The sequence below is a fragment of the Nocardioides ochotonae genome, assembly GCF_011420305.2.
Classification (GTDB): Bacteria; Actinomycetota; Actinomycetes; order Propionibacteriales; family Nocardioidaceae; genus Nocardioides; species Nocardioides ochotonae.
Window position 1 is genome coordinate 216,170 of sequence record NZ_CP061769.1, and the last position, 26,140, is coordinate 242,309.

The 26,140-nt window shown below is 74.5% G+C and carries 26 protein-coding genes; 11 read left to right on the top strand and 15 right to left on the bottom strand.

Going from position 1 to position 26,140, the window contains the following annotated elements; all coding sequences use genetic code 11:
- Positions 1-51: 51 nt before the first annotated feature.
- Positions 52-456, bottom strand: a complete 405-nt coding sequence (locus HBO46_RS01075; RefSeq protein ID WP_166135682.1) for a phage holin family protein — start codon at positions 454-456, stop codon at positions 52-54.
- 175 nt (positions 457-631) lie between these two features.
- Here HBO46_RS01075 and nhaA point away from each other — a divergent pair, with 175 nt between their 5' ends.
- Positions 632-1,996, top strand: a complete 1,365-nt coding sequence (gene nhaA / locus HBO46_RS01080; protein ID WP_166135685.1) for a Na+/H+ antiporter NhaA — start codon at positions 632-634, stop codon at positions 1,994-1,996.
- A 21-nt stretch (positions 1,997-2,017) separates the two neighbouring features.
- Here nhaA and acs read toward each other — a convergent pair whose 3' ends face one another.
- The 9 genes from acs to HBO46_RS01125 form a co-directional block, all read right to left on the bottom strand.
- A complete protein-coding gene (acs, locus tag HBO46_RS01085; protein ID WP_166135688.1) occupies positions 2,018-4,024 on the bottom strand; it encodes an acetate--CoA ligase in 2,007 nt (668 codons plus the stop codon).
- 128 nt (positions 4,025-4,152) lie between these two features.
- Positions 4,153-5,766 (bottom strand): solute symporter family protein, encoded by a 1,614-nt coding sequence (locus tag HBO46_RS01090; protein WP_166135691.1) that lies wholly within the window; start codon positions 5,764-5,766, stop codon positions 4,153-4,155.
- A gap of 1 nt (position 5,767) precedes the next feature.
- On the bottom strand, positions 5,768-6,130 hold the full coding sequence (locus HBO46_RS01095; RefSeq protein ID WP_166135694.1) for a DUF485 domain-containing protein: 363 nt from the start codon (positions 6,128-6,130) through the stop codon (positions 5,768-5,770).
- A 263-nt stretch (positions 6,131-6,393) separates the two neighbouring features.
- Complete coding sequence (locus tag HBO46_RS01100) at positions 6,394-7,572, bottom strand: PucR family transcriptional regulator (protein WP_166135697.1); 1,179 nt, start codon at positions 7,570-7,572, stop codon at positions 6,394-6,396.
- Positions 7,573-7,593: 21 nt separating this feature from the next.
- Positions 7,594-9,114 carry a sodium/solute symporter gene (locus tag HBO46_RS01105; protein WP_166135700.1) on the bottom strand — a complete coding sequence of 507 codons (1,521 nt, stop codon included), beginning with the start codon at positions 9,112-9,114 and terminating at the stop codon, positions 7,594-7,596.
- Entirely contained in the window at positions 9,111-9,488 is a 378-nt protein-coding gene (locus HBO46_RS01110; protein ID WP_166135703.1) for a DUF485 domain-containing protein, read from the bottom strand. Before HBO46_RS01110 ends, HBO46_RS01105 begins: the two co-directional genes overlap by 4 nt.
- On the bottom strand, positions 9,485-10,231 hold the full coding sequence (locus HBO46_RS01115; RefSeq protein ID WP_166135706.1) for a LytR/AlgR family response regulator transcription factor: 747 nt from the start codon (positions 10,229-10,231) through the stop codon (positions 9,485-9,487). Before HBO46_RS01115 ends, HBO46_RS01110 begins: the two co-directional genes overlap by 4 nt.
- Positions 10,228-11,355 (bottom strand): sensor histidine kinase, encoded by a 1,128-nt coding sequence (locus tag HBO46_RS01120; RefSeq protein ID WP_207949864.1) that lies wholly within the window; start codon positions 11,353-11,355, stop codon positions 10,228-10,230. Before HBO46_RS01120 ends, HBO46_RS01115 begins: the two co-directional genes overlap by 4 nt.
- Positions 11,356-11,443: 88 nt before the next feature.
- A complete protein-coding gene (locus HBO46_RS01125; RefSeq protein WP_166135712.1) occupies positions 11,444-12,319 on the bottom strand; it encodes a class I SAM-dependent methyltransferase in 876 nt (291 codons plus the stop codon).
- Positions 12,320-12,366: 47 nt separating this feature from the next.
- On the opposite strand from HBO46_RS01125, the gene HBO46_RS01130 reads away from it, so the two are divergent.
- Complete coding sequence (locus HBO46_RS01130) at positions 12,367-13,119, top strand: Fic family protein (protein ID WP_166135715.1); 753 nt, start codon at positions 12,367-12,369, stop codon at positions 13,117-13,119.
- A 317-nt stretch (positions 13,120-13,436) separates the two neighbouring features.
- On the opposite strand, the gene HBO46_RS01135 is transcribed toward HBO46_RS01130, so the two are convergent.
- The 4 genes from HBO46_RS01135 to HBO46_RS01150 form a co-directional block, all read right to left on the bottom strand.
- Positions 13,437-14,411, bottom strand: a complete 975-nt coding sequence (locus HBO46_RS01135) for an ABC transporter substrate-binding protein (protein ID WP_166135718.1) — start codon at positions 14,409-14,411, stop codon at positions 13,437-13,439.
- 97 nt (positions 14,412-14,508) lie between these two features.
- Complete coding sequence (locus tag HBO46_RS01140; protein WP_166135721.1) at positions 14,509-15,234, bottom strand: ABC transporter ATP-binding protein; 726 nt, start codon at positions 15,232-15,234, stop codon at positions 14,509-14,511.
- Complete coding sequence (locus tag HBO46_RS01145; protein ID WP_224769311.1) at positions 15,231-16,088, bottom strand: ABC transporter permease; 858 nt, start codon at positions 16,086-16,088, stop codon at positions 15,231-15,233. Before HBO46_RS01145 ends, HBO46_RS01140 begins: the two co-directional genes overlap by 4 nt.
- Before the next feature lie 93 nt (positions 16,089-16,181).
- The gene (locus tag HBO46_RS01150) at positions 16,182-16,979 is read right to left on the bottom strand and encodes an HAD family hydrolase (RefSeq protein WP_166135724.1); all 798 of its coding nucleotides are present in this window, start codon (positions 16,977-16,979) and stop codon (positions 16,182-16,184) included.
- 131 nt (positions 16,980-17,110) lie between these two features.
- On the opposite strand from HBO46_RS01150, the gene ssd reads away from it, so the two are divergent.
- The 8 genes from ssd to HBO46_RS01185 all read left to right on the top strand — a co-directional run bounded on the left by ssd (position 17,111) and on the right by HBO46_RS01185 (position 23,217).
- Complete coding sequence (ssd, locus tag HBO46_RS20495; protein WP_207949865.1) at positions 17,111-18,157, top strand: septum site-determining protein Ssd; 1,047 nt, start codon at positions 17,111-17,113, stop codon at positions 18,155-18,157.
- On the top strand, positions 18,154-19,332 hold the full coding sequence (locus HBO46_RS01155; protein ID WP_224769312.1) for a TadA family conjugal transfer-associated ATPase: 1,179 nt from the start codon (positions 18,154-18,156) through the stop codon (positions 19,330-19,332). Before ssd ends, HBO46_RS01155 begins: the two co-directional genes overlap by 4 nt.
- 98 nt (positions 19,333-19,430) lie before the next feature.
- On the top strand, positions 19,431-20,111 hold the full coding sequence (locus HBO46_RS01160) for a type II secretion system F family protein (RefSeq protein WP_166135727.1): 681 nt from the start codon (positions 19,431-19,433) through the stop codon (positions 20,109-20,111).
- Between the two features lie 2 nt (positions 20,112-20,113).
- On the top strand, positions 20,114-20,857 hold the full coding sequence (locus tag HBO46_RS01165; RefSeq protein ID WP_166135729.1) for a type II secretion system F family protein: 744 nt from the start codon (positions 20,114-20,116) through the stop codon (positions 20,855-20,857).
- 172 nt (positions 20,858-21,029) lie between these two features.
- Positions 21,030-21,218, top strand: a complete 189-nt coding sequence (locus HBO46_RS01170; protein WP_166135732.1) for a DUF4244 domain-containing protein — start codon at positions 21,030-21,032, stop codon at positions 21,216-21,218.
- Entirely contained in the window at positions 21,215-21,607 is a 393-nt protein-coding gene (locus tag HBO46_RS01175; protein ID WP_166135735.1) for a TadE family type IV pilus minor pilin, read from the top strand. Before HBO46_RS01170 ends, HBO46_RS01175 begins: the two co-directional genes overlap by 4 nt.
- Before the next feature lie 8 nt (positions 21,608-21,615).
- Complete coding sequence (locus tag HBO46_RS01180; RefSeq protein WP_224769313.1) at positions 21,616-21,957, top strand: Rv3654c family TadE-like protein; 342 nt, start codon at positions 21,616-21,618, stop codon at positions 21,955-21,957.
- A 51-nt stretch (positions 21,958-22,008) separates the two neighbouring features.
- On the top strand, positions 22,009-23,217 hold the full coding sequence (locus tag HBO46_RS01185) for a cysteine desulfurase-like protein (RefSeq protein ID WP_166135741.1): 1,209 nt from the start codon (positions 22,009-22,011) through the stop codon (positions 23,215-23,217).
- A 21-nt stretch (positions 23,218-23,238) separates the two neighbouring features.
- Here the strand turns inward: HBO46_RS01185 and HBO46_RS01190 are convergent, their stop codons facing one another.
- Positions 23,239-25,599 carry a DEAD/DEAH box helicase gene (locus HBO46_RS01190; RefSeq protein ID WP_166135744.1) on the bottom strand — a complete coding sequence of 787 codons (2,361 nt, stop codon included), beginning with the start codon at positions 25,597-25,599 and terminating at the stop codon, positions 23,239-23,241.
- Positions 25,600-25,785: 186 nt separating this feature from the next.
- On the opposite strand from HBO46_RS01190, the gene HBO46_RS01195 reads away from it, so the two are divergent.
- On the top strand, positions 25,786-26,124 hold the full coding sequence (locus tag HBO46_RS01195) for an anti-sigma factor antagonist (RefSeq protein ID WP_166135748.1): 339 nt from the start codon (positions 25,786-25,788) through the stop codon (positions 26,122-26,124).
- Positions 26,125-26,140 lie beyond the last annotated feature (16 nt).

Below are 26,140 nucleotides of genomic sequence, written 5' to 3' on the forward strand. Positions count from 1 at the left end.
AGAGTGCTCCGGGGCCGGGCTCGTGTCATGCGCGTGGTGCGGGGGCGAGCGTCAGTGCTGGCCCTTGAGCGCGCGCGGGATCTCGCGGCCCTGCTCGATGGCCTTCGCCGGCGGCTTGACCTGCTTGACCTTCTTGACGCCGATGAAGGCGAGCAGGCCGGCCAGCAGGAGGTAGAAGCCGAAGACGATCAGGAACGCCCAGTGCAGGGACAGCCCGGAGCCGTTCCAGTGGATCAGGTAGGCGATCGCGACCGAGAGCATGATGATCGCAAGGACGGCGATGAAGCCGGCCGCGGCGAACAGGGCGATGCCGACTCCGCCCGCGCGGACGCTGACCTTGAGCTCGGACTTGGCGAGCTGGATCTCCTTGGAGACCAGCGTCGAGATGTCCCGGCTGGCGTCGGCGACGAGCTTGCCGATCGTCGGATCGGCGTCCTTGACCGGTTCGGTGGCCATGTGGCTCCTCTGGCGGTGTGCGTGGCGGTGAGTCCTCGACCCGGCGTGGCGTCGGACAGTGTCACTGACCCTATCGAACGCCTCCCCGTTCGCCCCGCCGGTAGCATCGGGTGCGGTGCGCCGGGAAGTCTGGTCGGCAATGCTGTCCGCACGCCCCCACCTCGAAGAGGCCCCCATGCCCGACCCTCGCTCGACCGCACCCGACTCCGGATCGGACGGTCAGCGCCGCGTCCTGACCCGCCCGAGCTGGCCCGAGTACCAGCGCATCACCGAGATCCTGCGCGCCGAGACGGTCGGCGGCCTGCTCCTCATCGCCGGCGCCGTGCTCGCGCTGGTGTGGGCGAACCTGGCCGGGGACTCCTACTCCTCGCTGCGTGACCTGCACGTCGGCGGGCAGGTCCTCGGCTTCGACCTCGACCTGACCCTGGGGCACTGGGCGGCGGACGGACTGCTGGCGGTCTTCTTCTTCCTGGTCGGCCTGGAGCTGAAGAAGGAGTTCGTCGCCGGGGACCTGCGGCGCCTGGACCGCGCCATCGTGCCGGTGGCGGCCGCGTTCGGCGGGGTCGCCGTACCGGCGGTGCTCTACGTCCTGGTCAACCTCGGCTCCGGCGGGGAGACGCTGCGCGGCTGGGCGATCCCCACCGCGACCGACATCGCGTTCGCGGTGGCGGTGCTGGCGGTCGTCGGATCGCGGCTGCCGTCCGCGCTGCGGCTGTTCCTGCTCACGCTCGCGGTCGTCGACGACCTCGTCGCGATCCTCATCATCGCCCTCTTCTACACCGACGAGCTGGCCGTCGAGCAGCTGCTGTGGGCGCTGATCCCGCTGGCGGCGTTCGGCTGGCTGGTCCAGCGCCGCACCGCGTTCTTCGGGGTGCATGCCTGGGCCGGCGCGGTGCTGCTGGTGCCGCTGGGCGTGCTGGTGTGGGCCTTCTTCCACGAGTCCGGGGTGCACGCGACGATCGCCGGCGTGGTCCTGGGCTTCCTGGTCCCGGTGCTGCGCAAGTCCGGCGGCGAGGGCCCCGGCCTGGCCGAGGTGCTCGAGCACCGGGTCCGCCCGCTGTCGGCCGGGTTCTGCGTGCCGGTCTTCGCGTTCTTCTCCGCCGGCGTCGCGATCGGCGGTGGGGACGGCGGGTTCGGTGCACTGTTCACCGACACGGTCGCCTGGGGCATCGTGATCGGCCTCGTCGTCGGCAAGCCGATCGGGATCCTGGTCGCCACCTGGCTGGTCACCCGCACCCGGCACGCGAACCTGGACAGCGACATCGCCTGGCGCGACCTCGTCGGCATGTCGATGCTCGCGGGCATCGGGTTCACCGTGTCGCTGCTGATCTCCGAGCTCAGCTTCGCGGCGGGCTCGGCGCACTACGACCACGCCAAGATCGCGATCCTGACGGCGTCGGTGCTCGCCGCCGGGTTGTCCGCGCTGGTCCTCGTCCCCCGCAACCGCCACTACCGCGAGCTCGAGCGTCGCGAGCAGGTGGACGAGGACCAGGACGGCATCCCCGACCTGTTCCAGCGGCCCGAGGACCAGCGCGGCTAGGTCACCGCCGCGTGCGGGGCCTCACTCCGAGGAGGCCGAGCCCGACAGCCCCGAGGAGATCAGCTTCATCACCGAGCTGTCGGCCAACGTGGTGACGTCGCCGATCTCGCGGTGCTCGGCGACGTCGCGCAGCAGGCGCCGCATGATCTTGCCCGACCGGGTCTTCGGCAGCTCGGGCACGATCATGATCTGGCGCGGGGTGGCGATCGGGCCGATCTCCTTGCGCACGTGCTGGCGCAGCTCGGTGACGATCTCGCTGCCCTCGCCGGTCTCGTCGGCATCCACCACGAACTCGTCGCGCAGGATCACGAACGCGCAGACCGCCTGGCCGGTGTCCTCGTCCTTCGCGCCCACCACCGCGGCCTCCGCGACCTTGGGGTGCGACACGAGCGCCGACTCGATCTCGGTGGTGGAGAGCCGGTGGCCGGAGACGTTCATGACGTCGTCGACGCGGCCGAGCACCCACAGGTCGCCGTCGGTGTCCTTCTTGGCGCCATCGCCGGCGAAGTAGTAGCCCTGGCTGCGGAAGCGCGACCAGTAGGTGTCGACGTAGCGCTGGTCGTCACCCCAGATCGTCCGCAGCATCGAGGGCCACGGTCGGGTCAGCACGAGGTAGCCGCCGGAGCCGTTCGGGACCGGCTTGCCCTCCTCGTCGACGACGTCCGCGGCCACGCCCGGGATCGCGGTCATCGCCGACCCCGGCTTGCCCGCGGTGACGCCGGGCAGCGGGCTGATCATGATCATGCCGGTCTCGGTCTGCCACCAGGTGTCCACCACGGGGGTGCGGTCGCCGCCGATCACGTGGCGGTACCAGACGTAGGCCTCGGGGTTGATCGGCTCGCCGACCGAGCCGAGGAGCCGCAGGCTGGAGAGGTCCGCACGGTCCGGGATCTCCCGGCCCTGCTTCATGAACGAGCGGATCGCGGTCGGCGCGGTGTAGAAGATCGTGACGCCGAGGTCCTCGATGATCTGCCACCACCGGCCCCGCTCCGGGCTGTCCGGGGTGCCCTCGTAGAGCACCTGGGTGGCGCCGTTCGCGAGCGGGCCGTAGACGATGTAGGAGTGCCCGGTGACCCAGCCGATGTCGGCGGTGCACCAGTAGACGTCGGTCTCGGGCTTCAGGTCGAAGACCGCCCAGTGGGTGTACGCCGTACCGACGAGGTAGCCGCCGGTCGTGTGCAGGATGCCCTTGGGCTTGCCGGTCGTGCCGGAGGTGTACATGACGTAGAGCGGGTGCTCGGCGTCGAAGGCCTCGGGGGTGTGCTCGGAGGAGGCGGCGTCGACGACGTCGTGCCACCACACGTCGACCGCGTCGTCCCAGCCGTCGGCGCCGAGGTCCTGGCCGGTACGGCGGACCACGAGCACCTTCTCGACCGTGTGGCCGCGCTCGGCCGACTTGGCCCGGGCCTCGTCGACGGCCGGCTTCAGGGCGGAGGCGGAGCCGCGGCGGTAGCCGCCGTCGGCGGTGACCACGACCTTCGCCTGGCAGTCCTCCAGGCGCGAGGCCAGCGCGTCGGAGGAGAACCCGCCGAAGACCACCGTGTGCGGGGCGCCGATGCGGGCGCAGGCCAGCATCGCCACGATCGCCTCGGGGATCATCGGCATGTAGATCGCGACGCGGTCTCCGGTCTGCACGCCGAGCTCGGTGAGCGCGTTCGCGGCGCGGGAGACCTCGTCCTTGAGCTGGGCGTAGGTGATGTCGCGGCGGTCGTCGACCGGCTCGCCGACCCAGTGGATCGCGACCTTGTCGCCGCGTCCGGCCTCGACGTGGCGGTCCACGCAGTTGTACGCCGCGTTGAGCTTGCCGCCGACGTACCACTTCGCGAACGGCGGGTTCGACCAGTCCAGCACCTGCTCCCACCGGGTGTCCCAGGTGAGGCGCTCGGCCTGCTCGGCCCAGAAGGCCTCGGGGTCGGCGTCGGCCGTGGCGTAGGCCTCCTCGGTGAGGTTGGCCGCGGCTGCCAGGTCGGCCGGGGGGTCGAACCGGCGGTCTTCCTTCAGCAGGTTGGACAGGGTCTCGTCGCTCACGTCAGCTCCTGTGTCAAAGGGTCGGAACCCAGGTCGGGGAACGGATGGGGGAGTGGCCCCCGCCACAGTAGCGGCGGGGGCCACCGGTGCCCGATGCTCGATCAGTGACCGATCCGGGCGTGGTTCGATCAGTGCTTGATCGCCTTCTCGGCCCCGGCCCCGGTGAGGGCGCGGACCTCGAGCTCGGTGTAGCGGTCCTCGGCGGTGGGCTCGCGCGAGCTCACCGTCCCCAGCCAGCCGAGGAAGAACCCGAGCGGGATGGAGACCAGGCCGGGGTTCTCCAGCGGGAACCAGGAGATGTCGATGCTGGCGGGCAGCAGCGAGAGGTTCTCGCCCTCCGGGCTGACCTTGCCGGAGGTGACCGGCGAGAAGAAGACCAGGCCGACGGCGGAGATCAGGCCGCCGTAGATGCTCCAGATCGCGCCGCGGGTGTTGAAGCGGCGCCAGAACATGTTGTAGACGATCGCCGGCAGGTTGGCCGAGGCCGCGACCGCGAAGGCCAGCGCGACCAGGAACGCGATGTTGAGGTTCTGCGCCGGGATAGCCAGCAGGATCGCCACCAGGCCGATGACGCCGGCCGCGATCCGGGTCACCCGGATCTCCTCGTTCTCGGTGGCGGTCCCGTTGCGGATCACGTTGTTGTAGATGTCGTGGGCCACCGAGGCCGACGAGGTCAGCACCAGGCCGGCGACCACCGCGAGGATCGTCGCGAACGCCACGGCCGCGATCAGTGCCAGCAGGACGGCGCCTCCGGTCGAGCCGGCTCCGCCGCCCACCGCCTCGGCCAGCTTCGGTGAGGCCAGGTTGCCGGCCGCGTCGAGCTTGCTGGTGTCGAGCAGCGCCGCGGCGCCGAAGCCGAGCACCAGCGTGAAGAGGTAGAACACGCCGATCAGGCCGATCGCCCACAGCACCGACTTGCGGGCGTCGCGGGAGGTCGGGACGGTGTAGAAGCGGATCAGGATGTGCGGCAGGCCCGCCGTACCGAGGACCAGGGCGATGCCGAGGCTGAGGAAGTCGAGCTTGCTGGTCAGGTCGGCGCCGTAGCGCAGCCCCGGCTCCAGGAACGCCGCTCCGGCGCCGGACTCGCTGGCGGCGCTGCCGAGCAGGTCGGAGAGGTTGAAGTCGAACTTCGCCAGCACCAGGATCACGATCAGCGCCGAGCCGGCCATCAGCAGCACGGCCTTGACGATCTGCACCCAGGTGGTGCCCTTCATCCCGCCGACGGTGACGTAGAAGACCATCAGGGCGCCGACGACCGCGATCGTGAGGTTCTTGGTGACCTGGCTGTCGACGCCCAGCAGCAGCGCGACGAGCGCGCCGGCACCGACCATCTGGGCCAGCAGGTAGAAGATCGAGACCACGACCGTCGAGGTCGCCGCGGCCATCCGCACCGGCTTCTGGCGCATCCGGAAGGCCAGCTGGTCGGCCATCGTGTAGCGCCCGGAGTTGCGCAGCATCTCCGCGACCAGCAGCAGCGCCACCAGCCAGGCGACCAGGAAGCCGATGGAGTAGAGGAAGCCGTCGTAGCCGTAGAGGGCGATGGCGCCGGAGATGCCGAGGAACGACGCCGCCGACATGTAGTCGCCGCCGATCGCGAGCCCGTTCTGGAAGCCGGAGAAGCTGCGGCCGCCGGCGTAGAAGTCGGCGGTGCCGGAGGACTGTCGGCTGGCCCAGAACGTGATCCCGACCGTCAGCGCGACGACGGCGAGGAACAGCAGCGTGGTGAGGACCTGACTGTCCATCTCAGCCCTCCCGTCCGATGGTGGTGCGGCCCTCGAGGGCGGCGATGTACTCCTCGTCGAGCTGGCGGGCCAGCGGGTCGAGGCGAGCGGAGGAGAAGCGGCTGTAGAGCCAGGCGAGGAGGAAGGTCGTCACGAACTGCAGCAGCCCGAAGACGAGCGCGACGTTGATGTTGCCGATGAGCTTGTGGGCCATGAAGTCCCCGGCCCAGTTGGAGAGGACGACATAGAGCAGGTACCAGACGAGGAACGCCACCGTCGCCGGGAACACGAAGCCGCGGTAGCGGCTGCGCAGCTCGGTGAACTCGGGGCGTTCGTGGAGGTCGTCGTAGATCGGATCGTGGCGCGCGGGCTGGTCGGTGGACACGGGAGCCCCTTCCGGTGAGCGGTGACGTGATCGCCGTCACAGTAGGAGCGCCCACCCCTAGCGCGGCACGACCGGACGCGGGCCGCGCGCTCAGCGGCGCCCGTCGTCGGTGAGCGGTCGGATCGCCGCGACGAGCGGTCACGCCACTCGTCCTCTGGGCGCGGGTGGAGGGTCAGGTCCGGCTCGGCCGATAGTCCGCCACACAGCGGTCGCTCCTGAGGAAGATCACGACACCTGTGTGGCGGACTATCTCGTCGGGGGACTCAGGAGCCGCGCTCCTCCTCCGGGGGTACGCCGAGGGCGACGACCAGCTCCAGCACGCTCCGCGGGTCGGTGAGCCGGTCCCCGAAGAGCTCGCGCAGCTGCCCGACGCGGTAGCGGACGGTCTGCGGGTGCACGAACAGCTCCTCGGCGACGGCGTCGCGGCGGCCCTGGTGCAGCAGCCACGAGCGCAGCGTCTCGGTGAGCCGGGCGGCGGTCGCGGGGCGCAGGTCGGCGAGCGGGGCCAGGGCGCGGGCGCGCAGCTCGGCCAGCGCCTCGGGGTCGGCGGTCAGCACCAGCTCGGGCAGGTGGTCCTCGGTGTCGCCGCCATCGGGGAGCAGGCCGCTGCCGAGGGCCCGGCGCGCGCGCTCCAGCGAGACCCGCACCGCCGTCCACGGCTGGGCGGGACCGGCCACCGCGCCGGTCGCCTTCAGCGCCTTGGACAGCGTGCCGCGGGCGTGGCCGTGCACGTCGGGGACCAGCACGAGGGTGCGGCCCGGCAGGCCCGCGACGTCCTCGGAGTACTCCAGGGTGCCCGGCGGCAGCGCCGTGAGCGCGCGGCGTACCTCCGCCTCGGGCACCAGCACCGCGGTCAGCGTCGTCGGCGGCTCCCACAGCGCGGTGGCCGCGGCCTCGCGGACCGCCTCGAGGGAGCTGTCGCTCAGCAGCAGGTGGATCATCCGGTCGCGCAGCCGCTGGCGCAGCAGCCGCGAGCTGGTGAGCTCGTCGGTGTGCCCGGCCACGCTGGCCGCGGAGAGCTCGTCGATGTAGGCGAACACCACCCCAGCCAGTCCGGCCACCAGGTCGGCGGGGGCGTCGAGACGCACCGCGGTCGCCGAGATGTGCTCCCAGCAGACCCGGGCGCCGATGCGGAAGGCCGCGAGCAGCGCGTCGACCGTGCGTCCGCTGCGCGCCTCGCCGCGGCCGAGCTGGTAGGAGTAGTCCTTCGCCAGGGCGGTCGGCTCCGCGGCGTTCTCGACCTCCTGGTCGAGCAGGTCCACGAAGCCGGTCAGCGCCAGCTGCACCGAACGGCGGATCTTGGCGCCCATCGGCCCGCTGAGCGCGTTCGCATAGCTCGGCACCTCCGCGATGATCGTGCGGACGGCGAGCGCCGCGACGTCGGGCAGCCGCTCGCGCAGCGCCGCGACCAGCGGGGCGGGGTACGCCGGGATCTCGGTCATCGCGCTCGATCCTAGGGCGCGTCAGGCCCGGTCGAGCCCGAGCGCCTCCGGCGCGTGGAGGCGCACCATCAGCTGCCGGGTGTGGGGCGGGACCCGGCCGGGGGTGAGCAGGCTGCCGGCGATCATCGCGGCCGCGGCCAGCGGCACCGTCCACGCGGCAGGTTGGGCGAGCAGCACGCCGCCCCAGCCGCCGACGGGCTCGCCGGCGAGGGTGTGGGCCACCGCGACCGCCGAGCCGAGCCCGCCGAGCACCAGGCCCGCGATGGCGCCGACGTCGGTGAGCCGCCACCACCAGATGCCGAGCAGCAGCAGCGGCCCGAACGTCGAGGCGGCCACGGCGAAGGCCAGCCCGACGACGCGCGCCACCCCGACGTGCGGGGCGGCCAGCGCGGTCAGCACCGGCACCGACACCGCGAGCACCGCGCCCAGGCGGAACGCGGTGACCCCGTCGATGCGGCGCCCGCGCGGCCCGCGGCTGGTGACGTCCTGGCTCAGCACGCCGGCGACCGCGATCACCAGGCCCGAGGCGGTGGACAGGAACGCCGCGAACGCGCCGGCCGTCACCAGCCCGGTGAGCACCTCGCCGCCCAGCCCGGAGAGCATCAGCCGCGGCAGCTCCAGCACGATCACGTCCGTGGCCGGTCCGGTCTGCTCGGGCGCGTAGACGCGGCCGAGCGCGCCGTACACCGGGGGCAGCAGGTAGAAGCCGCCGAGCAGCGCCAGCACCACGAGCGTCGTACGACGCGCCGCCCGCCCGTCGGGGTTGGTGTAGAACCGCACGACCACGTGCGGCAGGCCCATCGTGCCCAGGAACGTCGCCAGGATCAGCGAGTACGTCGTGTACAGCCCGGCCCCGCCGCCGTCGCCCGCGAGCGGGGCCGACCATGCGGTGTCGCCGCCTCCGCGGGCGCCGGGCGAGCCGTCGCCGAGCCACACCGCCAGCAGGACCGCCAGCGGCACGAGGAGCGCGGTGAGCTTGAGCCAGTACTGGAAGGCCTGGACGAAGGTGATGCTGCGCATCCCGCCGGAGGTGACGTTGGCCAGCACGATCACCCCCACCAGCACCGGCCCCACCCAGCTCGGTGCACCGATCGCGGAGCGCAGCGTGATGCCGGCGCCCTGGAACTGCGGCAGCAGGTAGAGCCAGCCGATCGCCACCACCAGCAGCGAGCACATCGCCCGCACCGGGCGGGAGGCCAGCCGCGCCTCGGCGAAGTCGGGCAGCGTGTAGGCGCCGCTGCGGCGCAGCGGCGCGGCGACGAGCACCAGCAGCACGAGGTAGCCGGCGGTCCAGCCGATCGGGTACCAGAGCATGTCGGCGCCGAAGGCCAGCACCAGGCCGGCGACACCGAGGAACGAGGCCGCCGAGAGGTACTCGCCGCTGATCGCGGAGGCGTTGAGGCGCGGGTTGACCGAGCGGGAGGCGACCATGAAGTCGCTGGTCGTGCGCGAGATGCGCAGCCCCCAGGTGCCGATCGCGAGGGTGGCCACGGTGACTGCGGTGATCGCGACGATGCCGGGCACCGCGTCGAGGCTGCTCACTCCCCGGCCTCGCTCATCAGCTCGGCGAACGCCCGCTCGTTGCGCTCCGCGCGGCGGACGTACCACCAGCCGAGGACGACCAGGAACGGGTAGACGAGCACGCCCAGCACCAGCCAGGACAGCGGCATCCCGGCGACCTCGACGTCGGCGAGGGAGGGGATCAGGTGGAAGGCGAGCGGCAGCAGCCCGACGGTGAGCAGCAGGACGGTGAGCACCCGCAGCGCCAGCCAGAGCTGCTCGCGCAGCAGCGAGCCGAGGTAGAGGCTCCCGAGCCGGGTGCCGGCGTCGATGGCCCCGGCCCGCGACGGGGAGGCGGTACGCCGCCGGGGCGGGCCGGTCACGCGGACGCGCGCCGGGCGCGAGGTCTCGCTCACGGGCGCGGCTCCGAGGCCCGGCGCAGCAGCAGGTCGCGCAGCTCGCGGGTGTGGCGCCGGCTGACCCCGAGCGCGGGGCCACCGGGCCCGCCGACGACCACCGTGCAGCGCCCGGCGTCGGTGCGGACCTCCGTGACGTGGGCCAACGAGACCAGCAGCGAGCGGTGGATGCGCACGAACCCGGCCGGGCCCCACTCCTCCTCCAGCTGGGAGAGAGGGATCCGCACCAGGTGCGAGGCCTCGCCGGTGTGCAGCCGCGCGTAGTCGCCCTGCGCCTCGACGTGGGTGATGTCGGCGCGGCGGACGAACCGGGTGACGCCGCCGAGCTCGACGGGCACCTGGAGGTCGCCGTTCGCCGGCCGGTCGCCGCCGCCGTCGGCGACGCCGGCGACCCGGCGCACCGCCTCGGTGAGGCGTTCGGCGCGTACCGGCTTGAGCACGTAGTCGACCGCGTGCAGCTCGAAGGCCTCCACCGCGTGTGCCTCGTGGGCGGTGACGAAGACGATCGGCGGCGGGGTGCGGAACCGGGCCAGCACCTGGGCCAGCTCGAGCCCGGTCAGGCCGGGCATCTGGATGTCGAGGAACACCGCGTCGACCTCGGTCTCGCGCAGCGTGCGCAGGGTCGCGGTCGCGGAGTCGCAGGTCAGCACGCTCGCGACCCGCGGGTCGCGGCCCAGCAGCCAGGACAGCTCGTCGAGGGCGGGGCGCTCGTCGTCGACGACCAGGACGCGCAGGCCACTCACACCTGCACCCCCGGCGCGAACTTCGGCACCCGTACGACGACGCGGGTGCCGGCGCCCGGCGCGGTCTCGACGACCAGGCCGTGCTCGTCGCCGTAGGCGTTGCGCAGCCGGGCGTCGACGTTGCCGAGCCCGACCGCGTCGAGGTCCGGCTCGCCCGCGAGCGCGCGGCGTACCCGGTCGGGGTCCTCGCCGATGCCGTCGTCCTCGACCTCGATCACGCACTCCCGGCCGCGGTCGCTGGCGGTGATCTGGATCCGGCCGCCGGCGTCGCTGCCCTCGAGGCCGTGGCGCACGGCGTTCTCCACGAGCGGCTGGATGCACAGGAACGGCACCGCGACCGGCAGCACCTCGGGGGCGATGCTCAAGGTGACCTGGAGGCGGTCGCCGAAGCGGGCCTGCTCGAGGAGCAGGTAGCGCTCGATGCTGCGCAGCTCCTCGGCCAGGGTCGTGTACTCGCCGTGGCGGCGGAAGGAGTAGCGGGTGAAGTCGGCGAACTCCAGCAGCAGCTCGCGGGCCCGGTCGGGGTCGGTGCGCACGAAGCTGGCGATCGCGCCGAGGGAGTTGTAGATGAAGTGCGGGCTGATCTGGGCCCGCAGCGCGCGCACCTCGGCCTCCATCAGCCGGGTGCGCGAGGCGTCGAGCTCGGCCAGCTCGAGCTGGCTGGAGACCCAGGCGGCGACCTCGTCGGTGGCGCGGGCCAGGCCGGCGGTGGGGTACGGCGCGAAGGCCAGCAGCGAGCCGACGATCCGCTCGTCGACGACCAGCGGGCTGGCGATCGCGGTCCGCACGGGGCAGCCGGGCTCGGTGCAGGGCAGGTCGGCCCGCTCGAAGCTGCGGGTGCCGCCGGCCTCGGTGGTGGCGGCCACCAGGCGGGGCACCCGGTCGGCGTGGTGCTGCCCGGCGCCGTCCCAGGCGAGCACGGAGACGGGGTCGGTGATCGCGAGGGCGGGGGTGCCGAGCAGGGAGCGCAGGTGCCGGATCGAGCGCTGGGCGCTGTCGGCGGTGAGCCCGGCGCGCAGGGCGGGGCTGGCCAGCGAGGCCTGATGGAGCGTGCGGAACGTCGCGCGGTCGGCCTCCGTGCCCAAGTGCCGACGGCGCCACGGACGACTGGTCGGGCCCCTCATGGCCTCATCCTGACCGCACCATGCCCTCCCCATGCGTCTCCCCGCCCCGCGAGTCGCGCAACCACCAGGGCCGACTCGGCGAAGGGGGTCAGCGGAAGTCGATGAGGAGGAGGTCGGTGTCGGTGCCGTCGAGGGGGCCGGAGGGGGCCTGCTTGCGTGGTGAGCGGTGGGTGTGGGGATCGTCGGGCGGCGGCGCGGGGTCGGAGCCGAAGCCGACCGCCGGCGTCCGGCCGGGGCCCTCGGTGACGGTCGCGCGGTAGCAGCGCGCGGTGTAGGGCAGCTGCATGCCGTCGACCCCGCGGCGGCCGTAGTCGTCGTAGAGCTCGACCACCTCGGCGAGCTTGGCCTCGCGCTCGGCCTCCTCGAGGGTGGCGATGTTGGAGCGCGAGCAGGCCAGGTCGACCACGCTCGTCCGGTCGAGGCGCTGCCAGTGCCGGAACGCCGCCTCCTCCACGAACCCGAAGTGCGGCGACATGACCACCGCCTGCGCCAGGTCGTCGCGCTGCTCCTGGTCGCCGATCAGCCGGCTCAGCCGACGCACCCAGGGGATGGTGAGGTCGGGCTGGTTCCACACCAGCGCGAGCCGCCCGCCGGGGCGCAGGACCCGCGCGATCTCGGGCAGGGCCTGGTCGGCGTCGAACCAGTGGAAGGCCTGCGCGCACGCCACCACGTCGACGGAGCGGTCCGCCACCGGCAGGTCCTCGGCCGCCGCGACCGCGGTGCGTACGTCGGGGAGCCGGGCGGAGAGACGGGCCAGCATCTCCTCGTCGGGATCGGTGGCGAGCACGTCGTGGCCACGCTCGACGAGCCGCGTGGTCAGCAGCCCGGTGCCCGCGCCGAGCTCGAGCACCGTGGCGGGCCGCTCGCCGGTCAGCCAGGAGACCGCGGCCTCCGGGTAGGAGGGGCGGCCGCGGTCGTAGGAGTCGGCCACGGAGCCGAACGAGCGGGCTGGAAGGTCACTCATCCCCTCGACCCTAACCCCGCGGCGGGTCCCCAGTAGCGTGTCCCGGCGTGAGCTCCGATCGTCGCGCCGACCCGCCCGCCGCGGCCCTCGAGGCGCTGGCCGCGCTCGAGGGCGTCCCCAGTGCGTACGCCGCCGCGCGCGACGGCATCGACGTGATGCTGCGCGACCGCGGGCTGCGGCGCACCTCGCCGGAGACGACCGCGGAGTCGCTGCTGCGCGGCGCCCACGCCAGCGGCGTGCTCGAGGGGTCGGCCTCCACCCTCGCCGAGGTGCGTGCCGGTGAGGGCGACGCGATCGCCACCGACGCGGTGCGGGTCTCGGCGATGCTGCTCTCGGTGGTGCCGACGCTGCGCCAGGCGCCGCTGCAGGCGCTCGCGCGCGTCCACGCGGTGGCCGCCGGGGCCTCCCTGCCCGAGGACCGCCTGGGCCGCCCGCGCGACGCGGAGTCCGCCCAGCGGCTGCGCGGCGTGGCCGACCTGCTCACCGCCCGCACCAGCGCGCCCGCGCTGCTCGTGGCCGCGGTCGTGCACGCCGAGCTCGCCACCTCGACCCCGTTCGCCTCCCACAACGGCATCGTCGCGCGGGCCGCCGAGCGCCTGGTGCTCGTCGCGCGCGGCGTGGACGAGAAGTCGCTGGTCGTCCCGGAGGCCGGTCACCTGGCCCTGCGCGCGGCGTACGAGTCCAACCTGCGGGGGTACGCCGACGGCGGCCGCGCCGGCGTCCACGCCTGGGTGCTCTATGCCGCCGAGGCGTACGCCGCGGGCGCTGAGGCGAGCCCACTGCGGCGAGCCGCGGAATAGCCACCGCGGGGGCCGCCGGAGGAGCCCCCTGACGGGCCCGGAGGAGCCACTGACGAGCAAGTGGCGTTCGGTCCTCGGGAACCGAACGCCACCGCTGACACGTGGACCGCCGGTTAACAGGCGTGCGCGTTCCAACTGCTGCGTCCGGGATCCGGATCGATCAGCGCCCATGAGGAAGGGTAGGTCGCCGCGTGGGTTCCGCGGACCACGTGTGAGTCTGTGCTCTTGTGAATCTCTGTCTACGCCGGTTCGCTCGCGGGTTCAAGGGTTGACTTCGCGGCCCCTGCGTGGGTGCAGGGGCCGCGAGCCGGATCCGCTCAGTCGATGAGGCCGGGCTCCACGATCGAGGCGAAGTCGATCTTCTCGGGCAGCTCGCCGAGCTCGTGGAACAGGTCGGCGAGCTCCTGGGTCTGGGCGATGATCTCGTCGCTGACCGGGATCACGTCGGAGGCCTTCTGGGCGGCGACCACGGTGGTCGTGCTGGCCGGCAGGCCGGACTCGGTGGCCCACGCCTCGCCCCACTCCTCGGGGTTCTCCACGGCCCAGGCCAGGCCCTGGGACAGGCGGTCGACGAAGTCGGCGACGAGCTCGCGGGTCTCGGGGTCCTCGAGCGCCTCGGTGGAGGCGATCTCGAACTGGGTGCCGAACTCGTCGGGACGCCCGCCGGTGATCGCGACCGCGCCCTCCTCCTGGACCGCCTGGGTCACGAACGGGTCCCAGACCACCCACGCATCGACCGCGCCGGAGGTGAAGGCCGCGAAGCCGTCGGCCGGCGCGAGGTAGTTGGCGTCGATGTCGTCGAAGGTCAGCCCGACCCGGTCCAGCGCACGGGCGAGCAGGCCGTGGGCGGAGGTGCCGCGGCCGACCGCCACCCGCTTGCCCTTCAGGTCCGCGACGTCCTTGATGTCGGAGTCACCGGTGACCAGGATGGAGTTCTCATGGGAGTCGCGCTCCTGGACCGCCGCCACCACCTTGAAGTTCGCGCTGGAGGCGGCGCCGATGATCGGCGGGGCGCTGCCGACCCAGGCGACGTCGATCTGGTCGGCCGAGGCGGCCTCGACGATCGGCGGGCCCGAGGTGAACTCCGCCCACTCGATCTCGTAGTCGAGGTCGTCGAGCAGGCCGGCGGCGTCGAGGACGGCGCGGATGCCGTCCTTCTGCACGCCGACGCGCAGCACCGGTCCGTCCTCGGAGCTGGTGTCGTCACCGCCGCAGGCGGCCAGCGCCGAGACGCTCAGGCCGAGAGTGGCGACGAGGGCCGCGGTACGGCGGGCACGGGTGGTTCGGGGCATGGGGCTTCTCCTGATGGGTGGGTGGCGCGCGCCGACGCCGACGCGTCGGGGTGCTGCGAGTGGTGGCTGCGAGCGGTGGGGGAGAGCGGGAGCGGCGTCAGAGCGGGGCGGAGTCGTCGCGTACGCCGAGCAGGGAGAGGAGCTCGACGCGGCGGGCGACGATCTCGGGGTGGTCGCGACGCCGCGGCATCGGCAGGTCCAGCCGGTCGTCGTGCACGACGCGGCCCTCGTGGAGCACGAGCACCCGGTCGGCGAGCAGCAGCGCCTCCTCGACGTCGTGGGTGACGAGCAGGACGGCGGGCTGGTGGCGCTGGCACAGCGCCTGCACGAGCTGCTGGGCGGAGATCCGGGTCAGCGCGTCGAGGGCGCTGAACGGCTCGTCGAGCAGCAGCAGGTCGGGCTCGCGGACGAGCGCGCGGGCCAGCGCGACGCGCTGGCGCTGGCCGCCGGAGAGCTCCCGGGGCCAGGCGTCCTCGCGACCGGCCAGGCCGACCTCGGCGAGCATCTCGCGGCCGTGGGCCTCGGGGTCCGCGCCACGGTGGCCCAGGACGACGTTCTCCAGCGCCCGGCGCCACGGGAACAGGCGCGGGTCCTGGAAGACGACGGCGGGCGCGCTGCCGGTGCGGATCTCGCCGGTGGCACCGTCGTCGAGGCCGGCCAGGATCCGCAGCAGGGTGGACTTGCCGGACCCGGAGTGGCCGAGCAGGGCCACGAACTCGCCGGGGGCGATGTCGAGGTCGATGCCGGCGAGCACCTCGGTGTCGCCGAAGGCGCGACGTACGCCGCGGACCCGGACGACCTGCTCGGTGGTGGTGGTGGTCATGCGCGGACTCCTTCGTCGCGCCAGCGCAAGGCGCGGCGTTCGAGGGCCCGGACGACCAGGTCGGTCAGCAGGCCGAGGACGGCGTAGCAGAGCAGGCCCACGACGATCACGTCGGTGCGCAGGAAGTCGCGGGCGTGGTTGATCAGGTAGCCCAGGCCGGCGCCGGCGTTGATCTGCTCGGCGACGATCAGTGCGAGCCAGGCGACGCCCAGCGACTGGCGCAGGCCGACGAGCGCCCCGGGCAGCACCGAGGGCAGCACCAGGTGGCGGGCCTGCTCCCACCGGGTGAGGCGCAGCGAGATCGCGGCCTCCTTGAGGTCGGGGTCCACGCCGCGCAGCGCCGCCACCAGGTTGAGGTAGAGCGGCACCACGACGCCGAGGGCCACCAGGTAGATCTTGGGCTCCTCCTTGATCCCGAACCAGACGATGAACAACGGGATCAGGCCGAAGAGCGGCAGCATCCGCACCATCTGCATGAGCGGGTCGATCAGTGCGTCACCGAGCCGGGACAGGCCGACCGCGAGGCCGAGCACGACGGCGGCGAGGGCGCCGAAGGCGAAGCCCAGCGCGGCGCGGCGCGTCGAGACCAGGAGCGCGTCGACGAGCTCGCCGCTGCGGTAGAGCTCCGCGGTCGTGCCGGCCAGCTCGCGGGGGGCGGGCAGCACGTCGGGGTCGAGCAGGCCGGTCGAGGAGGCGACCTGCCAGAGCACCACCAGCGCCAGCGGGCTGACCCAGCGCAGGGCGGTCCAGGAGGCGCCGGTGCGTCGGCGGCGGGCACGGGGGGAGGTGCTCGGGCTGCCCGAGTCCGGTGCGGAGGGTCCCGGAGCGGGTCCGAGGATCAAGGCTGTCGTCACAAATGATGAATATAGCCAAATTACTAGTGTTTGAGTGTGCGTCTCACGCCGTGTCGGCCGTCGGCCGCTGGTGACGAGCGGATGGCGGCCGGGTCAGGCCTCGATGCGACGCCGGCGGGCATTGGCCCACAGCGCCCCGCCGACCGCGACCACGCCGCTGACCGCGAGAGCGGCGAGGGCGGGCCTGACCGGGGGGAGCACCCGGCTGCGCAGGGTCACCGGGCGGTTGAAGACGAGCACCGGCCAGTCGCGCTCGGCAGCGACCCGGCGCAGCTCGCGGTCGGGGTTCACGGCGTACGCGTGCCCCACCGCCTCGAGCATCGCCACGTCAGTGACCGAGTCGCTGTAGGCGTAGCACTCCGCGAGGTCGTAGCCGTGCTGCTCGGCGAGCTCGCGGATCGCGCGGGCCTTCTCCTCGGCGTAGGCGTAGAAGGCGATCTCGCCGGTGTACTTGCCGTCCTGGACCTCCAGGCGGGTCGCCACGACGGTGTCGGCGCCCAGCAGCTCGCCGATCGGCTCGACGACCTCGGCGCCGGAGGCGGACACGATCACCACGTCGCGCCCGGCCGCGTGGTGCTCCTCGATCAGCGACACCGCCTCGTCGTACACGAGCGGGTCGACGATCGTGTGCAGCGTGTCGGCGACGATCTCCTTGACCGTCGCGACGTCCCAGCCGGCGCTGAGCTGGGAGAGGAACTGCCGCATCTTCTCCATCTGGTCGTGGTCGGCGCCGCCGACCAGATAGACGAACTGGGCGTACGCCGAGCGCAGCACTGCGCCGCGGGAGATCAACCCGCCCGCTTGGAACGGCTTGCTGAACGCAAGCGTGCTCGACTTGGCGATGATCGTCTTGTCGAGATCGAAGAAGGCCGCTGCTCGGCTGGTCGCCATGACCCCATCGTAGGGACATCGCCTCGCCATCGGGCCGGGTCGGGCGCACAGGCGCGGCTCGGGAGCGTTCCGTCCACAGCCGGCCGGCCTCGCCGCGGCGGCCGGGGGCGGCCCGGGGCAGCGTCGCAGCCATGAGCGCTCCCCTCTTCATCACCGCCGACGCCCAGCTGCACGAGGAGCTGTTCCGGCTCGCCGCCGCCGCCGGGATCAGCCCCGACCACGCCAGCGACGCGGCCTCCGCGCTGCGCCGCTGGTCGAGCGCGCCGCTGGTGCTGCTCGGTGCCGACCTCGCCGAGGAGATCGCCGCCCTCGGCCCGGTCCGGCGCGCCGGGGTGCACGTCGTGATCTGCGGGCACCCACCCGACGAGCTGTTCCGCACCGCGCTGGCCGTGGGTGCCGAGAACGTCGCGGAGCTGCCGCGCTCCGACACCTGGGTCACCGAGGCCCTGACCGACCTGGGCGAGACCGCCCGCCCGCGCGGCACGATGGTCGGGGTGATCGGGGGCTCCGGTGGCGCGGGGGCGACCACGTTCGCGTGCGCGCTGGCCCAGGTCGCCGCCCGCCGCGGCCCGGTGGTCGTCGTCGACGCGGACCCGCTCGGTCCCGGCGTCGACCGGGTGCTGGGCCTGGAGGACCGCGACGGCATCCGGTGGGACGCGCTGTGCCAGACCACCGGCCGGCTGAGCGCCCGCTCGCTGCGCGAGGCGCTGCCGCGGCGCGAGGGGCTGGGCGTGCTGACCTGGCATGCCGGCACCCAGGGGCCGTTGCCTGCGTTCGCGGTGCGCGAAGCGGTCTCGGCGGCCCAGCGCGGCCACGCCACGGTCGTCGTCGACCTGCCACGGACCGTGGACCCGCTGGTGGAGGAGGTCTGCGCGCGCTGCGACCTGGTGCTGGTCGTGGCGGTGCCGTCGGTGGTCGGCCTGGCCTCCGCCGCGCGGCTCTGTGGCCGGTTCGCGGACCGCTCCGCGCTGCGGCTGGTGGTGCGCGGCGCCGGGATGGACCCGCGCCAGGTGGCCCGGGTCACCGGGGTGCCGGTGCTGGCGACGATGGGGCAGCAGCGCGGTCTCGCGGAGGCCATCGACCTCGGTCTCGGTCCGGTGCGCACCCGCCGGGGACCGCTCGGCCGCGCAGCCGCGGAGGTGCTGGCCCGGCTCGCGCTGACGACGGCGGCCGCGTGAGCGCCCTGCCGATCGGTCCCGGCGGCACCGACGCCGACGTCGACCGGGTCCGCGACCGGCTGGCCGCCCGGCCCGGGGAGCTGACCCCGCACCGGGTGGCCGAGGCGCTGCGCGAGACCGGACGCCCGGTGGGTGACGCAACGGTCCTGGCGGTCTATGAGTCGCTGCGCCGCGACGTCGTCGGCGCCGGGCCGCTCGAGCCGCTGCTGCGCCTGCCCGGGGTCACCGACGTGCTGGTCAACGGTCCCGACGCGGTCCACCTCGACCGCGGCGCCGGACTCGAGCTCACCGCGGTCAGGTTCCCCGACGACACCGCCGTACGCCGCCTCGCCCAGCGCCTCGCCGCCGCGGCGGGGCGCCGCCTCGACGACGCCACGCCGTACGCCGACGTCCGGCTGGCCGACGGCACCCGGTTCCACGCGGTGCTCTCCCCGGTCTCGCGGCCAGGCACCGTGGTGTCGCTGCGGGTGCCGCGCCGCGAGCACTTCTCGCTGGAGGAGCTGGTGCGGCGCCACGCCCTGAGCCCCGAGGGCGGGCGGCTGCTGGAGGCGGTGGTGGCGGCCCGGCTCGCGTTCCTGGTCAGCGGCGGGACCGGCACCGGCAAGACCACGCTGCTCGCGGCGCTGCTGTCCGCGGTGCCGCCGGGGGAGCGGCTGGTGCTGGTCGAGGACTCCTCCGAGCTGCGACCCGCGCACCCGCACGTCGTCGGTCTCGAGGGCCGACCGGCCAACGTCGAGGGCGCCGGCGCGATCGACGTGCGCACCCTGGTGCGCCAGGCGCTGCGCATGCGCCCGGACCGGTTGGTGGTCGGGGAGGTCCGGGGCGGCGAGGTGGTCGACCTGCTGGCCGCGCTCAACACCGGCCACGAGGGCGGATGCGGCACCCTGCACGCCAACTCCGCCGCCGACGTCCCGGCCCGTGTGGAGGCCCTCGCGCTGGCTGCGGGGCTGGACCGGGCAGCCGCCCACGGGCAGCTGGCCTCCGGGATCGACCTGGTGCTCCACCTGGTGCGCGGGCGCGACGGCGTACGCCGGCTGCGCGAGGTCGCGCTGCCGCGCCGCGAGCCCGACGGCCTGGTGGTGATGGAGACGGCCGTGTCCTTCGAGCCGGGCGGGCGCTCCCGGACCGGTCCGGGCGCCGACCGGCTGGGCGACCTGCTGGACCGGTCCACGTGAGCGCGGCGGCGCTGGTCGCGGCGGGCTGCGCCGCACTGGCTGTGGCGCTCTTGGTGCGCCCCGGCCCGGCTCTCCCCCGGCGGTCGCGGCGACCAGGGGTGCCGGCACTGGGCCCGCTGGTCGCGTTCGGCGTCGCCGTCGTCGCCGTAGACGCCCCCGGCCGCTGGATCGCCCTGTGCGCGGTCGCCCTCGGCTGTGCGGGCGGTACGGCGGCGCTGTGGCGGCGCCGGCGTGCGCGCATCGCCGCCGCGCACACGGGCCGGCGGGTGCTGGAGTCCTGCGAGCAGCTCGCCGCCGAGCTCAGCGTCGGGCAACCGCCCGGCCGCGCGCTCCAGCGCGCCGGGGAGGCGTGGCCGGTCCTCGGCCCGGTCGCCGAGGCGTTCCGGGTGGGCGCCGACGTGCCGCGCGCGCTCCGCGTGACGGCGGGGACCCCGGGTGCGGGTGACCTGCGCCTGCTCGCCGCCGCCTGGCAGGTCTCCCAGCGCACCGGGCAGGGGCTCGCCGACGCGGTCGACCGGGTCGCGGCCGGGCTGCGCGCGGCGCAGACCACGCGCCGCGTCGTGGACGGGGAGCTGGCCTCGGCGCGGGCGACCGCGCGGCTGGTGGCGGGCCTCCCGGTGCTGGCGCTGGCGATGGGCTCGGGCGCGGGCGGCGACCCGGTGGGCTTCCTGTTCGGCCACCCGCTCGGCATCGCGTGCCTGGCCGCCGGGCTCGGCTTCGGTCTGCTCGGGCTGTGGTGGATCGAGGCCATCGCCCGCGACGTCGACCGGGCGTGCTGAGCATGGGCGCCGCCGTCCTCGCCGCCGCGCTGGCCGCCGGTGCGGCCGCCGCGCTCGTGCTGCCCGCGAGACCCGCCGCGCGACGTGTCTCCCCCGGCCCCCGCGCCCCCGCCGCAGCGGCGGGCCCGCCCTCCGCCGCGGACGGCTGGATGCTGCGCGGGCGCCCGCTGTGGTGCCTGCTGGCCGGGGTGGCGGCGGCGGTCTTCGTCGGCGGCGGGCCGGGTCTGGTGGCGGGTGTGGGCGGCGCTGCGGCGGCCTGGGTGGGGATCGGCCGGGCCGAGCCCCCGGCCCGCCGCCGGGCGCGGGAGGCGGTGCTCGCCGACCTCCCGCACGTCGTGAGCCTCCTCGGTGCGGCCCTGCGCTCCGGGACGCCGCCGGGCGCCGCGGTCGCCGCCGTGTGCGCCGCGCTGCCCGGAGCGGCCGCCGACCGGCTCGCCCCGGTCTCGGCCCGCCTCGCGCTCGGGGTGGAGCCGGGAGCTGTGTGGCAGAGCCTCGCCGACGACCCGGAGCTGGCCCCGCTCGGCCGGGCGATGGCGCGCGCCCAGGCCACCGGGACCCCGGTCGTGCGCACGGTGGAGCGGCTCGCCGACGAGCTCGCCGGCTCCGCCCGCGCCGCGGTCGAGGACCGGGCCCGTGCGGTCGGCGTCCGCGCCGCGCTGCCGCTCGGGCTCTGCCTGCTGCCCGCGTTCGTTCTGGTCGGCATCGTCCCGCTCGTGGCCGGGATGCTCGGCACCCTCGGTCTGTGAGCCCCGCCGCGCCCTGACGAGCCCTGATTGGCGGCTGCGCGGGCCGCCAGTCGTCCACCGGCGCCGGCCCGGCACCGGGTTCCACAGCGGCGCCGGCGACCCCGGCCGGCGGGGGCCGCGCGGTCGCAGTCTCGGGGCAGGAGGCCACGCCGTGGCCGCAGAAGGAGGACCCATGCGACACCTGCCCACCCCCAGGCCCGCGCGCGACGAGCGCGGGATCACGACCGCCGAGTACGCCGTCGGCACGGCCGCCGGCGCCGGACTGGCCGGCCTGCTCTACAAGCTGCTCACCGGCGGGTTCGGCGACAGGCTGCTCAAGACCCTGTTCGACCACGTGCTCGGCCTGCTGGGCATCGGATGAGGGCGGCCGGCTCCCGGTGGTCGCGCCGTCGCGGGCGCGGCGACCGCGGTGCGGCCACCGCGGAGCTGGCGCTGGTGCTGCCGCTCCTGGTGGCGGTGACGATCGGCCTGGTGTGGCTGCTCTCCGCGGGGCTGGCCCAGGTGCGCGCGGTGGACGCGGCGCGGGAGACCGCACGGATGGCGGCCCGCGGCGATCCCGACGCCGAGGCACTGGGCCGCGGACGCGCGGTGGCCGTGGCCGGCAGCGAGGTGACCCTGGTCCGGGCCGGCGGCGAGGTGCGGGTGGCCGTGCGGGGCACCGTCCACGGTCCCGGTGGCCTGTTCGGCGCGCTGCCGGGCATCCGGGTCGGCGCCGAGGCAGTGGCGGTCGACGAGGGGGCCGCCCCGTGATAGGCGCCGTGAGCCGCGACGAGCGCGGCGGGGCGAGCGTCCTCGCGGTCGCCCTGATCGGCCTGCTGATGCTCCTCGGCACGGCGCTGTCCGCCGTGACCGGCCTGGTGGTCGCTCACCGCCAGGCCCAGTCGGCCGCCGATCTCGCCGCGCTCGGCGCGGCCACCGCCCTCGCTGCCGGCCAGGACGGGTGCGCGCGGGGTGCCGGCGTCGCCGCGGCCAACGGCGCGCGGCTGGTCGGGTGCGCGGTCCAGGGACGTGCGGTCCTCGTGCGGGTGCAGGCCGACGGGCCGTGGTGGCGGGGGAGCGGCGGCGACCCGACGGCCGAGGCGCGCGCCGGGCCGGAGTGACCCGGCGGGTCCGGGCCACGACTCCGGGGCCGCCGGGGCGAGGATGTCGCCATGAGCTTCGACGTCGACCGTGTCCGCGCGGACTTCCCGGCCCTCCAGCAGGGCGTCGCCTTCTTCGACGGGCCCGGCGGCACCCAGGTGCCGCGCCAGGTGGCCGAGGCGGTCGCGACCACGATGACCTCCGGGATCTCCAACCGGGGCAGCGTCACGGCCGCCCAGCGGCGGGCCGACGCGGTGACCCTCGGGGCGCGCGCGGCGGTGGCCGACCTGCTCGGCTGCGACCCGGGTGGCGTGGTCTTCACCCGCTCCGCGACCCAGGCGACGTACGACGTGTCGCGGGCGCTCGCCAAGGAGTGGGGCCCGGGGGACGAGGTCGTGGTGACCCGCCTCGACCACGACTCCAACATCCGGCCCTGGGTGCAGGCCGCCGAGCGGGCCGGGGCGACGGTGCGCTGGGTCGGGTTCGACCAGAGGACCGGTGAGCTCGGGGTCGAGGAGATCCGTGCCGCGCTGTCCGAGCGCACCCGGCTGGTGGCCGTGACCGCCGCGTCCAACGTGCTCGGCACCCGGCCCGACGTCACCGCGCTCGCCGAGGCGGTGCACGAGTTCGGGGCGCTGCTCTACGTCGACGGGGTCCACCTGGCCCCGCACGCGCCGGTGGACGTCGCCGAGCTGGGCGCCGACTTCTTCGCCTGCTCGCCCTACAAGTTCTTCGGCCCGCACCACGGTCTCGTGGTCGCCGCCCCCGGGCTCTGGGAGCGGCTGCGCCCCGACAAGCTGGTGCCGTCCTCCGACGCCGTGCCCGAGCGCTTCGAGCTCGGCACGCTGCCCTACGAGCTGCTCGCCGGCACCACCGCGGCGATCGACTTCATGGCGGGCCTCGCGCCGGGCGACACGCCCGAGGGTGACCGGCGGGCCCGGTTGCTGGCCTCGATGGGCGCCGTCGAGGAGCACGAGGGCCGCGTCTTCGAGCGGCTGCTCGACGGGTTGCGCGGGATCGACGCGATCACCCTGCACGGCGACCCGACCCGGCGGACGCCGACGGTGTTCTTCTCGGTCGCGGGGCGCTCGGGCCACGAGGTCCAGACCCACCTCGCGGCGCTCGGCGTGAACGCGCCGGCGAGCCACTTCTACGCGATCGAGGCGTCGCGGTGGCTCGGACTGGGCGACGACGGCGCCGTGCGCGCGGGTCTGGCGCCGTACACCAACGACGACGACGTCGACCGGCTGCTCACCGGGGTCGCCGAGCTGGCCCGCTAGCCCGAACGGCCCGGGCGGGCCTCAGACGTCGCGGGGCGCGTGCTCGAGCAGCAGCTCCAGCAGCGCCACCGCGCCGGGCTTGTCGAGCGGGTTGTTCTGGTTGCCGCACTTGGGCGACTGGATGCAGGACGGGCAGCCCTCGACGCAGCCGCAGGCGGCGATCGTGTCGCGGGTCGCGGTCAGCCACTCCGACGCGGCGAGGTAGCCCCGCTCGGCGAAGCCGGCGCCGCCGGGGTGCCCGTCGTGCACGAAGACCGTCAGCTGCCCGGTGTCGGGGTGCAGCGCGGTCGAGACGCCGCCGATGTCCCAGCGGTCGCAGGTGGCGAAGAGCGGCAGCAGCCCGATCGAGCAGTGCTCGGCGGCGTGGGCGGCGCCGGGCAGGTCCGCGGGGAGGATCCCGCTCTCGGCGAGCACGTCGGCCGGCACCGTCCACCACACCGCGGAGGTGGCCAGCGTGCGCTCGGGCAGGTCGAGCGGCTCCTCGGCGATCACCTCGCCGCTGGGGTGGCGGCGCTTGAGGAACGAGACGACCTGGTGGCGCACCTCGACGTCGCCGAAGGCGAGGCGGCACGGGCCCCAGGTGGTGTGCTGCCGCTCGGCGACGATGGCGATGTCGGTGATCTCGCGCGCCGAGGTGGAGTAGTCCGGCTCGGCGCGCACGATCTCGGCGACGTGCTCGTCGAGATCGAGCGAGGTCACCAGCCAGGTCTCGCCGCGGTGCACGTAGACGGCCCCCGGATGGGCCGCGGCGTGGGAGCTGGCGGCGTCGACGGTGCCGACCACCCGTCCCGTGTCCTGCTCGACGAGCTGGACGGGGCTGCCGCCGCTCGAGCGGATGTCGGCGAGGTCGGCGGCGCGCCTTCGGTCGGTCCAGAACCACCCGCGCGGGCGCCGACGCAGCAGCCCGATCTCGGTCAGGGAGTCGACCACCGCCCGGGCGTCGGGCCCGAAGAGCGGCAGGTCCTCCTCGGTCAGCGGCCGCTCCTGCGCGGCCGCGCACAGGTGCGGGCCGAGGACGTAGGGGTTGCCGGGATCGAAGACGGTGGCCTCGACGGGGCGGCCGAGCAGTGCCTCGGGGTGGTGCACGAGATAGGTGTCCAGCGGGTCGTCGCGGGCGACGAGCACCCCGATCGCGTCCTGCGCCCCGCGCCCGGCGCGGCCGACCTGCTGCCACAGGGCCGCACGTGTCCCGGGGAACCCGGCGATCAGCACCGCGTCGAGGCCGCTGATGTCGATGCCGAGCTCGAGGGCGTTGGTCGCCGCGAGGCCGGTGAGCTCGCCGCGGCGCAGCGCGTCCTCGATCGCGCGCCGTTCCTCGGGCAGGTAGCCGCCGCGGTACGCCGCGACCTGCCCGGCCAGCCTCGGGTCGACCTCGGCCAGCATCCCGGCCGCGCTCATCGCCACCTGCTCGGCGCCGCGGCGCGAGCGCACGAAGGCGAGCGTGCGCACCCCGGCGACCACCAGGTCGGCGAGCAGGTCGGCGGCCTCGGAGGAGGCCGCGCGTCGCACCGGGGCGCCGTTCTCGCCCGCGCCGGCGGTGAGCGGCGGCTCCCACAGCGCCAGCGAGAGCCGGCCGCGCGGTGAGGTGTCCTCGGTGACCGCCAGGACGTCTAGACCAGTGAGTCGCTCGGCGGCGCGCTCCGGTTCGGCCACCGTGGCCGAGGCGAGGACGAACGTCGGATGGGCGCCGTAGTGGGCACAGATGCGGCGCAGTCGGCGCAGCACGTGGGAGACGTGAGCGCCGAACACGCCGCGGTAGTGGTGGCACTCGTCGATCACGACGTAGCGCAGCGAGCCCAGGAACGCCGCCCACCGCTCGTGCCCGGGCAGCAGCGAGCGGTGCAGCATGTCGGGGTTGGTCAGGATGTATTCGCCGTGGTCGCGGGCCCAGTCGCGCTGCTCGCGGCCGCTGTCACCGTCGTGGGTCGTGATCCGCACGTCGAGGCCGAGCCCGGACATCGAGTGCAGCTGGTCCTGGGCCAGCGCCTTGGTCGGGGCGACGTAGAGCACGGTGGCGCCGCGCCGCTCGCGCGGGCGCCGGGCGGCGCGGATGTCGGTGAGCGCCGGGAGCTGGTAGGCCAGGGACTTGCCCGAGGCGGTGCCGGTGGACAGGACGACGTGCTGGCCCTCGTGGGCGGCCTCGGCGGCCACCGCCTGGTGGCGCCACGGCGCCGCGACCCCGCGGGCGGCATAGGCGGCGACGACCTCGGGGTCCGCCCACGTCGGCCAGTCCGCGGCGATCCCCTCGCGCGCGGCCAGCGCCTCGAGGTGGACCAGCCGGTCCTCGCGCCCCGGGACCGACGCCAGGCGCTCGACGAGCCCGGTCACGGGCGCGCCCCCCTCGCCCCCTGCGGGTCGCGGGAGGTGGAGCGAGACGGCCATGTCGGCAGTGTCGCAAACGGCGCCGACAGGCCCGGAATCCGGCGTATCGGCCGTGCGTCGTCCACCACTGGTGTGGTCGTGTCTGTGCGCAGAACGTGACCCCGTGGTTTCATATGGCAGGCCGGGTGTCGGGGCGGGGGACGTCTCGGTGGCCGGCTCGCTCAGCCCGCCTCTCGAGGAGTAACCGTGGACCTCACTCTTGCAACACGCGACGTCGATGGGAAGACCATCGTTGCCGTCGGTGGCGAGATCGACGTCTACACCGCCCCGAAGCTCCGTGACAAGATCACCGAGCTCGTTGCTGCGGGCGTCTATGACCTCGTGATCGACATGGAGGCGGTGGAGTTCCTCGACTCCACCGGCCTGGGCGTGCTTGTCGGCGGACTCAAGAAGGTCCGCGCCCACGACGGCTCGCTGCACCTGGTCTGCACCCAGGACCGCCTGCTCAAGATCTTCCGCATCACCGGCCTGTCGAAGGTGTTCGTGATCCACGACTCCGCCGACGCCGCGCTCGCCGGCAGCTGACCTCCGCGTCCGCGCA